Source organism: Shinella sp. M27 (assembly GCF_049199905.1).
GTDB lineage: Bacteria > Pseudomonadota > Alphaproteobacteria > Rhizobiales > Rhizobiaceae > Shinella.
This window is the reverse complement of record NZ_JBLZPK010000028.1, coordinates 16,889-27,951: the sequence shown is the minus strand read 5'-3', so window position 1 is coordinate 27,951 and position 11,063 is coordinate 16,889. Positions and strand designations below refer to the sequence as shown.

The 11,063-nt window shown below is 63.0% G+C and carries 9 protein-coding genes and 1 pseudogene; 6 read left to right on the top strand and 4 right to left on the bottom strand.

Annotated elements, in window-relative coordinates:
- Positions 1-351, bottom strand: a pseudogene (locus ACOZK4_RS10985) (hybrid sensor histidine kinase/response regulator); the annotation flags it as partial.
- A 200-nt stretch (positions 352-551) separates the two neighbouring features.
- Here ACOZK4_RS10985 and ACOZK4_RS10980 point away from each other — a divergent pair.
- The gene (locus tag ACOZK4_RS10980) at positions 552-2,147 is read left to right on the top strand and encodes a trimethylamine methyltransferase family protein (protein ID WP_421591922.1); all 1,596 of its coding nucleotides are present in this window, start codon (positions 552-554) and stop codon (positions 2,145-2,147) included.
- Between the two features lie 6 nt (positions 2,148-2,153).
- On the opposite strand, the gene ACOZK4_RS10975 is transcribed toward ACOZK4_RS10980, so the two are convergent.
- On the bottom strand, positions 2,154-2,606 hold the full coding sequence (locus ACOZK4_RS10975; protein ID WP_313528001.1) for a host attachment protein: 453 nt from the start codon (positions 2,604-2,606) through the stop codon (positions 2,154-2,156).
- Positions 2,607-2,816: 210 nt separating this feature from the next.
- On the opposite strand from ACOZK4_RS10975, the gene ACOZK4_RS10970 reads away from it, so the two are divergent.
- The gene (locus ACOZK4_RS10970) at positions 2,817-3,917 is read left to right on the top strand and encodes a DNA alkylation repair protein (protein WP_421591921.1); all 1,101 of its coding nucleotides are present in this window, start codon (positions 2,817-2,819) and stop codon (positions 3,915-3,917) included.
- A 298-nt stretch (positions 3,918-4,215) separates the two neighbouring features.
- Entirely contained in the window at positions 4,216-5,643 is a 1,428-nt protein-coding gene (locus ACOZK4_RS10965; RefSeq protein ID WP_421591920.1) for a DEAD/DEAH box helicase, read from the top strand.
- Between the two features lie 54 nt (positions 5,644-5,697).
- On the opposite strand, the gene ACOZK4_RS10960 is transcribed toward ACOZK4_RS10965, so the two are convergent.
- Positions 5,698-6,570 carry a DMT family transporter gene (locus ACOZK4_RS10960; RefSeq protein ID WP_421591919.1) on the bottom strand — a complete coding sequence of 291 codons (873 nt, stop codon included), beginning with the start codon at positions 6,568-6,570 and terminating at the stop codon, positions 5,698-5,700.
- A 297-nt stretch (positions 6,571-6,867) separates the two neighbouring features.
- Between ACOZK4_RS10960 and ACOZK4_RS10955 the strand changes: the two genes are divergently transcribed.
- The 3 genes from ACOZK4_RS10955 to ACOZK4_RS10945 are packed head-to-tail and all read left to right on the top strand — an operon-like array spanning position 6,868 to position 10,062.
- The gene (locus tag ACOZK4_RS10955; RefSeq protein WP_313524539.1) at positions 6,868-8,277 is read left to right on the top strand and encodes a circularly permuted type 2 ATP-grasp protein; all 1,410 of its coding nucleotides are present in this window, start codon (positions 6,868-6,870) and stop codon (positions 8,275-8,277) included.
- 5 nt (positions 8,278-8,282) lie between these two features.
- The gene (locus ACOZK4_RS10950) at positions 8,283-9,224 is read left to right on the top strand and encodes an alpha-E domain-containing protein (RefSeq protein WP_313524536.1); all 942 of its coding nucleotides are present in this window, start codon (positions 8,283-8,285) and stop codon (positions 9,222-9,224) included.
- 16 nt (positions 9,225-9,240) lie between these two features.
- Positions 9,241-10,062, top strand: a complete 822-nt coding sequence (locus tag ACOZK4_RS10945; RefSeq protein WP_421591918.1) for a transglutaminase family protein — start codon at positions 9,241-9,243, stop codon at positions 10,060-10,062.
- Positions 10,063-10,096: 34 nt separating this feature from the next.
- Here the strand turns inward: ACOZK4_RS10945 and ACOZK4_RS10940 are convergent, their stop codons facing one another.
- Complete coding sequence (locus ACOZK4_RS10940) at positions 10,097-10,891, bottom strand: hypothetical protein (protein ID WP_421591917.1); 795 nt, start codon at positions 10,889-10,891, stop codon at positions 10,097-10,099.
- Positions 10,892-11,063 lie beyond the last annotated feature (172 nt).

Below are 11,063 nucleotides of genomic sequence, written 5' to 3'. Positions count from 1 at the left end.
GGACGGCGTAAAGATAGCGACGAGGATGGACAAGGTTGCCGACAGTCGCTCGCGTTTTAACGCGATATCGAAACTTCCGCCACCGAAGGGATGCACGAAGCGGGCGCGCTCGGGATTGCCGAAGATCAGGCAGCGGCGTTCCGGATCGTCCCGCTCGCCATGACCAGGCAGTTCGCCGATCTCGTCGCTGCGCAGACCGATCATGTCGGCCGGGTTGTGGTCGAACAGGCGCGCATAGGCGTCGTTGACGGCGAGGTAACGCAGTTCGCTGCTCTTGACGTAAGCCGGATGCGGGTGCGCGCGAACGCGCGCCATGGCCGCTACCAGCAATTCGTCATGAGATTCAGTCACGTCATGCGCTCCCCGAAGCGGGACGGAAGAGAGATTTGTACCCCTTGCGGAGTATCACCAATCCTTGAACGGATGGTTAACCGATCGTTGCCGAAGGCGAACCTTATCCACGGCGGCATTTCCCTGTCGCAAATGACGGGCCATCGCGTCGCAGGATATGCGACAACAAAAAGAGGCAAACCAGACCGGGGCTGTGCTGCATGGGTGACGTGATCAAACTCGAAAATCACCTCGAACAACCGGAGGCCGACGACGCCCCCGTCGAGCGTCGCCGACGCGGCGGTGGGCGGGGTGCCGAGCGCACGCGGCGCGCACCGACCACCTCAAAATACCTCAATCTCGTCAACACCACGGCCAAGTCCACCGTACTTTCGGAAGACGCGCTGGAGGCGATCCATCATGCCTCGCTGACGATCCTCGAAGAGATCGGCATGGACGTCATCCTGCCGGAAGCGCGCGAGCGCATGAAGGCGGCCGGCGCCGACGTGACGCCGGGTACGGACCGCGTGCGCTTCGACCGTGGCCTCATCATGGACATGATGGCTTCGGTGCCATCGGCCTTCACGCTCCATGCCCGCAATCCGATGCGCAATGTCGAGATCGGCGGCAACAACCTCGTCTTCGCGCAGATCGCCTCCGCGCCCTTCGTGGCCGACCGCGATGGCGGCCGGCGCGCCGGCAACCAGGAGGATTTCCGCAAGCTGGTGAAGCTCGCGCAGTCCTACGACATCATCCACACGACGGGCGGCTATCCGGTCGAGCCGATCGATATCCACGCATCCATCCGCCATCTCGATTGCCTGTCGGACATGGTGAAACTGACGGACAAGGCGTTCCACGTCTATTCGCTGGGCAAGCAGCGTAATCTCGACGGCATCGAGATCGCCCGCATCGGCCGCGGCATTTCCATGGAACAGATGGAGCGCGAGCCCTCGCTCTTCACCATCATCAACACGTCTTCGCCGCTGCGTCTCGACGGGCCGATGCTGCAAGGCATCATCGAGATGTCCTCGCGCAATCAGGTCGTCGTCGTGACCCCCTTCACCCTGGCCGGCGCCATGGCGCCGGTGACGATCGCAGGCGCCGTCGTGCAACAGAATGCGGAAGCACTGGCCGGCATCGCCTTCACGCAGATGGTGCGGCGCGGCGCGCCGGTCATGTATGGCGGCTTCACTTCCAACGTCGATATGAAGACGGGCGCACCGGCCTTCGGCACGCCGGAATATATGAAGGCGGTCATTGCCGGCGGCCAGCTCGCCCGCAAATACAACATCCCCTACCGCACCTCGAACACCAACGCCTCCAACACGCTGGATGCGCAGGCCGCCTATGAATCGGCCTTCTCGCTCTGGGCGCTGACGCAGGGCGGCGGCAATTTCATCATGCATTCGGCCGGCTGGAGCGAGGGCGGCCTGACGGCATCCTTCGAGAAGTTCATCCTCGATGTCGACATGTTGCAGATGGTGGCGGAATACCTGACGCCGCTCGATATCAGCACCGATGCGCTCGGTCTCGACGCCGTACGCGACGTCGGCCCCGGCGGCCATTTCTTCGGCACGCCGCACACGCTGGCGCGCTACGAAACGGCCTTCTATTCGCCGATCCTGTCGGACTGGCGCAATTTCGAGACCTGGACGGAAGCCGGCCGGCCGACCACCTACGACCACGCCAACCGGGTCTTCAAAGAAAAGCTCAACACCTACGAAAAGCCGCCGCTCGACCCTGCGATCGAGGACGAACTGGATGCGTTCGTCGCAAAGCGCAAGGAAGAGGGCGGCGTTCCGACCGACTTCTGAAAAGGGTCAGGCGTCGAACATGATTGAGCGGACGGACGAGATCAGCTTGTCCGTCGGCAGGTTCGAAAAGTTCTTGTCGATCTCGGCCATGGTCAGTGTGCGGGATTTATCGGAGAGCTTGTTGCGCAGGTCCCCGAGCGTCTGCGGAGCGGCGCAGACCACCAGCCGGTCGAAGGCGCCTTCGGCGGCGTAGCCGTCGATCAGGCCGGCGACTTCGGCGGTGAATTTCTGCTGCTCCTCCCGCACCGGATCGCTCGAATATTCCATGGCGGAACGGCCATGGCCGACGGAGGAATGGCTGCGGCCGGGCTTATCGGCCATGATGTCCTGCGCCCTCTTCGGCTCCCAGCGAAAGACTTCCTGCTCCGGGCTCTGCTGTTCGTCCTTCAGCAGGTTCACCCCCTTCAAGAGGCGGGCCTGGTTGCCGTCGGCGGCGAGAATCCAAGTCGTAGCGGTCATGTTTCACTCCCGTAGCGAGTTTGTGGACTGGCAGCTGTTCTGCCGTTGAGAGCATCCAACAGGATTGTGGCCGGATGCGCAGTGAACCAACGCAACGCCGTCCGGCATGTTCCGGGTGGCGATGATCACGAAGCTGTTGGAAAGCATTTTGCGCCCCTATGCGCCGGCCGACGCGGCCCGCTAGGGTGCCGCCGACGACAGGAGATCCTCATGGCCGAACCGTTGAAAAACCTGCTGCATCCCGGACTGGTGACGGACATGGCCGGCCATATCTTCCGCGTAGCACCCGATTTCGACGCGGATCGCTTCACGGCGCTGGCGACCGATGGCATGGAGACGCTGGAACTGATGCAGCGTGCCGAGCGGATCAAGGATGCGCTGACGCAGACGCTACCCGCCGATTATGCCGCTGCCGCGGGTATTCTCCGCAAGGCCTTGCCGGAGCACGGAAAACCGGGCCTTTCCGGCTGGGCGTTGCTGCCCGTCAATCAGTTCGTCTCCGAACACGGCCTTGGCCATTTCGACGTGTCACTCGCCCTCCTCAAGGCACTGACACCGCATTTCACCGCAGAATTCGGCATTCGCCGCTTCATCCATGCGGAGCAGGACCGGGCGCTCGCCGAAATCTCCGGCTGGGTGGCGGACGCCAACCACCATGTCCGCCGCCTCGCCTCCGAAGGCACCCGCCCGCGTCTACCCTGGGCAATGAGCCTGCCGGCCTTGGTGAAAGCGCCCGCACCTATCCTGCCGATCCTCGTCGCGCTTCTCGACGACCCCGAGGATTATGTCCGTCGTTCCGTCGCCAACAGCCTCAACGATATCGCCAAGGACCACCCTGCCCTCGTCGCCGATTTCGTGGAGCGTCATATCGACGGCGCCTCAACCGAGCGGCGCCAGTTGCTGCGCCATGCTTCGCGCACGCTGCTCAAGAAGGGTGACACCAAGGCGCTCGCCAATTTCGGCTTTGCCGCAGCGCGCGGCATTGCTGCCAGCCTGACGGTCGCAACACCCGTCGTCACCTTCGGCGACAAGCTGAGCTTTTCCATCACCGTCAGCAACGGAGATGCCGAACCGCAGCGACTGATGATCGACTACGCGATCCATCATGTGAAGGCGAACGGCACGCTGGCGCCGAAAGTGTTCAAGTGGAAGACGCTGGACCTGCCGGCGGGCGGGCGCCAGTCGATCGACAAGGACCATGCCATCCGGGCGATCACCACACGCGTCTATTATCCCGGCCGGCACCGCATCGACATCCTCATCAACGGTACGGTTTCAGCCTCCGCCGACTTCGATCTGCGCATGGATTGAGGGATCCCCTTTTTGCACCTGCGAAAGTAGCACTTGACTTTTTGGCGCAAAACAACGACATGAGCCGCAGCGTCGCCCTTCGGCCGCCGCGTGAGCGAGCCAGCGATTTCCCTGTACGGGATGCCAAGAAGGACAAGCGCAAGAGACGATCCGCCTCCCATTTTGCGGATGACTGCGCAGACGATAGCCAACCAACCCACAAGTTCCCAATTCACGCGGGGTTCTTGACGCCAGACGAAACCGGAAGCGCATGGTGCGTTCCGGCGATACCTGTTTGGCGCCCCGAAAGGTATTTGACTTGACCACTTTTCACGACCTCGGCCTCTCGCAGACCATTGTCGCTACCCTCTCCACGCTCGGCTTTGAAAAAGCGACCCCGATCCAGGAAAAGGCCATTCCGCTCGTCATGGAAGGCTCCGACCTGATCGGCCTTGCCCAGACCGGCACCGGCAAGACGGCCGCTTTCGGCCTGCCGATGATCGAAAAGCTGCTCGCCGACGCGCGCCGTCCCGACCCACGCAACATCCGCGCTCTCATCCTCGCACCCACCCGCGAACTGGTGAACCAGATCGCCGACAACCTGCGCGACTTCGTCAAGAAGACCCCGCTGCGCGTCGTCACCGTCGTTGGCGGTGCCTCCATCAACAAGCAGTCCGAAATGCTGTCGCGCGGCACCGACATCCTTGTCGCCACGCCGGGCCGCCTGCTCGATCTCGTTGCCCGCAAAGCCGTGACGCTGACGCAGGCCCGCTACCTCGTGCTCGACGAAGCCGACCAGATGCTCGATCTCGGCTTCATTCACGATCTGCGCAAGATCTCCAAGATGGTGCCGAAGAACCGCCAGACGCTGCTCTTCTCGGCCACCATGCCGAAGCTGATCGGCGAGCTTGCCGGCGAATATCTCGTCAACCCGAAGAAGGTCGAAGTGACCCCTCCGGGCAAGGCTGCCGACAAGGTGGAGCAGTATGTGCACCACGTTCCCGGCAAGGACCAGAAGGCGCAGATCCTGCGCAAGACGCTCACCGACAACCCGGACGGCCTGTCGCTCGTCTTCTCGCGCACCAAGCATGGCGCCGAGAAGCTGATGAAGCATCTCGAGCATATCGGCTTCAAGGCTGCCTCGATCCACGGCAACAAGAGCCAGGGCCAGCGCGAACGCGCGCTGAAGGCCTTCCGTGACGGCGAAATCCGCGTGCTCGTTGCCACCGACGTCGCTGCCCGCGGCATCGACATTCCCGGCGTCACCCACGTTTACAATTACGACCTGCCGGAAGTGGCGGACGCTTACGTTCACCGCATCGGCCGTACGGCCCGCAATGGCCGCGACGGCATCGCGATCGCCTTCTGCACGCCGGATGAGGCGCACCTGCTGCGCGACATCGAGAAGCTGATGGGTATCCAGATCACCGTCGCCAGCGGCGAAGCGCCTGCGGTCATCACGGCCGGTCCCGGCGGCAAGTCGCGCAAGCCGCGCAGCGGCAGCGGCCAACGCGCCAGCCAGGGCCGCGCCGGCCAGCGTCCGCCGCGCAAGCCGTTCGGCGAGGGTTCGCAGGCAGCCTCCGAAGGTGGCGCACCCGCAGCCGGCAAGCGTGCCCATGGCGGCCGCCCCGCCCAGAAGCAGGGCGAGCGCCAGAACCGCAACCACGGCGGCGGCAACGGCCAGGGCCGCCCGCAGAGCCACGGCAAGCCGCGCCGGCCGGACGGCCAGCGTCGCGAACAGGCGTAAGCGGATCGACATAGAATGAGAAACGGCGGGCTTCGGCCCGCCGTTTTTGTTTGTTCAGGCCGCTTTGCGATTGGTGAGATAGACCCCGACCACCGAAATCGTGGTGCCCAGGATCATCGGGATCGTCAGTTCCTCGCCGAAGATGGCGGCCGCCTGCACGGCCGCGATCGGCGGCACCAGATAGATCAGCGACGCCGCGCGCGAAACCTGACCCCGGCGCAGCAGATAGAGCAAGAGCAGGATCGCGCCCATCGAAATGCCGAGCACGGCCCAGGCCAGCAGCGCCACGAAGGTCAGGCCGAAATCGACATGCAGGTTTTCCAGCCCCATGGCAAAAGGGAATGTGACGATCAGCGCGCCGACATATTGCAGGGTCGCGATGGCGCGGATGTCGCCGGTCGGCAGATATTGTTTCTGGTAGATCGTGCCATAGGTGACGGCGGCCATGCCGAGCATGTTGATGACGATGGCTAAGGCTGGAATTTCCGCAGCACCGTGGCCGAAGAATTTCGGCAAGACGGCAAGCAGCACGCCGAGGAAGCCGAGGCCGAGACCCATCTTCTGCGTGCCGCTCAACCGTTCACCGATGAAGAAGGGGGCGGCAAGCGCCGTCATCAACGGCTGGAGCGCGGCGATGATCGAGGAGAGTGCTGCCGGCACGCCTTGCCCGATCGCCCACCAGACGGCCCCGAGATAGATGCCGTGCAGGAAGGCACCGGAGACGACGGCGTGCGCGATGGTGCGCCGGTCGCGCGGCCAGGATGCGCCGGAGACCAGACAGAAGCCGGCAAACAGGATCGCGGCCGTCAGGTAGCGGATGCTTAGGAAGGTCAGCGGCTCGGAAACGAAGGTGGCGTATTTGGCGACGACCCAGCCGGTCGACCAGAGCAGGACGAAGATGGCGGGCGCCAGACGATCGAGGGACATGGGATTTCCGGCATCAGGACAAACGTGCGCGAGCGATAGGCGCTACCCCCGTGATGGTCAAAGGAATTTCCTTGATGATTAGGTTCAGCGGAAGGCGGGTGCGACCATGCTTTCGGCATCTGCCCATCATTTCGGCACGAACCTCTTCAACCGTCATGCAGCCACCAGGAAAAACCGTCGCCACGGCCGGTTTAAACGCGCCCAAAGCGGTATGAGAATTCTTTTCCTCTCATTGAGCATGGTTCTTGCATTGCCTCTTATGTTGTACTCAAATGGCGAAAAATGGGGAACACGCCTTTGGCATTTGATGAAATGATGAACGCGGACTCAAACCCGCGGCAACCCTATGACAAGTATCACGACTGGTACGAAGGACAGGATCGGGCTCGCCTGATCGCCAAATCAAGAGACGCCGAGAACCTCTTTCGAAAAACCGGCATCACCTTCGCGGTCTACGGGCACGAAGACAGCTCCGAAAAGCTCATCCCCTTCGACATCATCCCACGCATCATTTCCGGCAGAGAGTGGCGCAAGCTCGCCCAGGGCATCGAACAGCGGGTCATCGCCCTAAACGCCTTTCTCGACGACATCTACCACAAGCAGGAAATCATCAAGGCCGGCCGCGTGCCGCGCGAACTGATCGAGCGCAATGTCGCCTTCCTGCCGCAGATGATCGGCTTCAAGCCGCCGGGCGGCGTCTATACCCACATCGTCGGCACCGATATCGTACGCACGGGCGAAGACCAGTTCTACGTGCTGGAAGACAATGCCCGCACGCCTTCCGGCGTCAGCTACATGCTGGAAAACCGCGAAACCATGATGCAGATGTTCCCGGAGCTGTTCCACCTCAACAAGGTGCGCCCGGTCGAAGACTATCCGAAGACCCTGCGGCAGAGCCTTGCGTCGCTTGCACCCCCCGGCTGTTCCGGCAAGCCGCGCATTGCCGTGCTGACGCCAGGCATCTTCAATTCCGCCTATTACGAACATTCCTTCCTCGCCGATATGATGGGCGTGGAACTGGTCGAGGGCTCGGACCTGCGCGTCGTCGACGGCAAGGTGAAGATGCGCACGACCCGGGGCTATGAAGCGATCGACGTGCTCTACCGCCGCGTCGACGACGATTTCCTCGATCCCCTCACCTTCCGGCCGGATTCGGCGCTCGGCATTCCCGGCATCATGGATGTCTACAAGGCCGGCAACATCACGATTGCCAACGCCCCCGGCACCGGCATCTGCGACGACAAGGCGATCTATTCCTACATGCCGGAGATCGTCGAGTTCTATACCGGCCGCAAGGCGATCCTCGAAAACGTACCAACCTGGCGCTGCTCGGAGGAGGACAGCCTCAAATACGTGCTCGACCATCTTGAGGAGCTGGTGGTCAAGGAAGTGCACGGCTCGGGCGGCTACGGCATGCTCGTCGGCCCGACCGCCTCGAAGAAGGAATGCGCGGCCTTCGCCGAAAAGCTGAAGGCCCGGCCGTCGAACTATATCGCGCAGCCGACGCTGTCGCTTTCCACGGTGCCGATCCTCGTCAACAAGGGCATTGCGCCCCGGCACGTGGATTTGCGGCCCTATGTGCTCGTTTCCGACAAGGTGCAGATCATTCCCGGCGGGCTGACCCGCGTGGCGCTGAAGGAAGGCTCGCTGGTGGTCAACTCCAGCCAGGGCGGCGGCACGAAGGACACCTGGGTACTGGAGGACTGATGCCTATGCTGGGAAGAACTGCAAACGGCCTCTACTGGATGTTCCGCTATATCGAGCGCGCTGAAAACATCGCCCGTCTCATCGATGCGGGCCTGCGCATGGCGCTGACACGCTCCGGCTCCTCCGACGAGGACTGGGACGGCGTACTGCAAAGTGCCGGCGTGCGGGAGGATTTCGACAGCGTGCACGGCAAGCTGACGAGTGCGGACGCCATCGACTACCTGCTGCGCGACCCTGCCAACCCGTCAAGCGTCATGTCCTGCATCGAATCCGCCCGCAACAATGCGCGCATGGTGCGTACCGCATTGACGCGCGAGACCTGGGAAGCGACGAACGAGTGCTGGATCGAGCTTAAGATTGCGCTCTCCAAACGCGTGAAGCCCGCCGACATGCCGGAGGTGATCGGTACGATCAAGCGCTGCACCGCCCTCATCCGCGGCGCCTTTCACGGCACCATGCTGCGCGACGACATCTACAACTTCTCGCGCATCGGCACCTTCATCGAGCGGGCGGACAACACCGCCCGTATCCTCGACGTGAAGTATTACGTGCTGCTGCCGGCCATCGCCAAGGTCGGCTCGTCGCTCGACAACATGCAATGGGAATCGATCCTGCGCTCGGTCTCGGCTCATCGCTCCTACAGCTGGGTCTATGACGGCGATTATTCCTCGACCAACATTTCGGACTTCCTGATCCTCAACGACCGCATGCCGCGCTCGCTGGCCTATAGCTACGACAAGCTCGTCAGCAATCTCGGTTACCTCGCCAAACTCTACGGCGACAACCATGCGGCACACGAGACGGCTTCCGCGACGTTGATGCTGCTGCGCAGCCGCAACATCGACGACATCATGGAACAGGGGCTCCACGAATTCATCGAGGAGTTCATCGTTCACAACAACCGCCTCGGGGAAGAGATCTCCGACGGCTACCGCTTCTATCGTTGAGAGCGGGGGGCAAACGATGCGACTGAAGATCAGCCATACGACGGAATATACCTATGACGACCCGGTGCAGTATTCGCTGCAGCGCCTGCGGCTGACGCCGAAGACGCAGCCGGGCCAGATCGTGCGCGCATGGGCAACCACCGTGCACGGCGCCCGCGTCGAAGCCGGCTACACCGATCATTTCGGCAACCATGTCGATCTCGTCAGCACCAATGCAGAGCAGGTGACGATCCGCATCGTCGCCGAGGGCGAGGTGGACACGGAGGACCGGGCTGGCGTCTTCGGCCCACATCAGGGCTTCGTGCCGCTGTGGCTCTATCTACGCGAGACGCCGCTGACCAAGCCAGGTAAGCTCATCCGCGAGCTCGCCACGGCCTCGACGGGCGACAATGAACTGGCGCGCATGCACGCCATCATGGCCGCCATCCATACGGGCGTCGAATACAAGCCGGGTGAAACGGCCGCCGATACGACGGCCGAACAGGCGTTGGAGCAGAAGCAGGGCGTCTGTCAGGACCACGCCCATATCTTCCTCGCCGCCGCCCGTCATCTCGGCATTCCCGCGCGCTACGTCTCGGGCTACCTGCTGATGGAGGAGCCGGAGCAGACGGCAAGCCATGCCTGGGCGGAGGTGCACCTGCAGGGTCTCGGCTGGGTTGGCTTCGACGCCGCCAACAATATTTGCCCAGACGCACGCTATGTCCGCCTATCGAGCGGTCTGGACTACACGGATGCCGCACCAATCTCCGGCATGGTTGTGGGCAGCGCCTCGGAGACGATGAGCGTCGCCATCACGGTGGAAGCGGCGGGCCAGAGCCAGTCGCAAAGTCAGAGCTGACGGCGGCCGCGAACGGCCACCGTCGTTGCAAGTCCTAGCGCGATGCCGTTTCCAGCAGGCGGCAGAGTTTGACCAGCGCCGCATCATAACCGCCGCTGTTGACGCCGCGGCAGCGCTTGAGCATCTGCTGCTTATCGCTTGGCGACAGCTGGGCAAAGTCAGCAACGATCGCGCGATCCCGATCCTTGCCGGGAGTGGGACGGCCATCGCCGGGTTTGCCGCGGTCGACGGGCGTGGTTAGTGTCACGCTTTCGTCGTCTCCCCCAAGACTGATATCGACATCTGCATCGAGCAATCCGCGGCCGCCGACATTGGCGCCGACACCGACGCCGAGGCCGCTCGAACCGCCGACTGTCGCCCGTGCGTTGGCGTCGAGAAGGCCACGGGAACCTCCAACATTGGCGTTGACGCCTGCATTCACGCCGTTGCGGCCGCCGACCGAGGCCCCGACATTGGCATTCGCCAGACCTTTCGAGCCGCCAACCGTGGCGCCTACGCCCGCATTTACGCCATTGCGTCCACCCACCGATGCGCCGACACCGGCATTGGCCACACCCTTCGAGCCGCCGACATTCGCGCCGACGCCGGCATTCACGCCATTCTTGCCGCCGACGCTTGTGCGGGCGCCAACATTGGCAAGACCTCGTGAACCGCCGACATTGGCGCCCACGCCGGCCTTGGCGCCGCCGATGCTGACACCGACGCCGACACCAAGTCCGCCGCCCTTTTTGCCGCGATCAGCCGCATGGACCGGCACAACGAGAACCACCGCGGCGAGCAGGGCCATGGAAAGCGTGGGGATCGACACTCCGTTTGATGTTCCGAACATGGAAACCTCCCATTTCAGCGACCGATCCGGGAGTGGACCGGTATCGAGGAAGGAAGGGGAGCGACCCATCGCCGGTTCCTCGCGTAACGCGACTGGTGGAGACCAGGGAAAAGGAAAGGTTGCATTCGGCGTGCGGCAGGCCCCAATTCGTATCGAAACGATACAAATCGGG

Bases quoted from the DNA above. Each gene is read 5' to 3' on its own strand.
- ACOZK4_RS10945 (WP_421591918.1), top strand. From the start codon at position 9,241: ATGCGACTGAAGATCAGCCATACGACGGAATATACCTATGACGACCCG.
- ACOZK4_RS10970 (WP_421591921.1), top strand. From the start codon at position 2,817: ATGGCCGAACCGTTGAAAAACCTGCTGCATCCCGGACTGGTGACGGAC.
- ACOZK4_RS10940 (WP_421591917.1), bottom strand. From the start codon at position 10,891: ATGTTCGGAACATCAAACGGAGTGTCGATCCCCACGCTTTCCATGGCC.
- ACOZK4_RS10975 (WP_313528001.1), bottom strand. From the start codon at position 2,606: ATGACCGCTACGACTTGGATTCTCGCCGCCGACGGCAACCAGGCCCGC.
- ACOZK4_RS10980 (WP_421591922.1), top strand. From the start codon at position 552: ATGGGTGACGTGATCAAACTCGAAAATCACCTCGAACAACCGGAGGCC.
- ACOZK4_RS10960 (WP_421591919.1), bottom strand. From the start codon at position 6,570: ATGTCCCTCGATCGTCTGGCGCCCGCCATCTTCGTCCTGCTCTGGTCG.
- ACOZK4_RS10950 (WP_313524536.1), top strand. From the start codon at position 8,283: ATGCTGGGAAGAACTGCAAACGGCCTCTACTGGATGTTCCGCTATATC.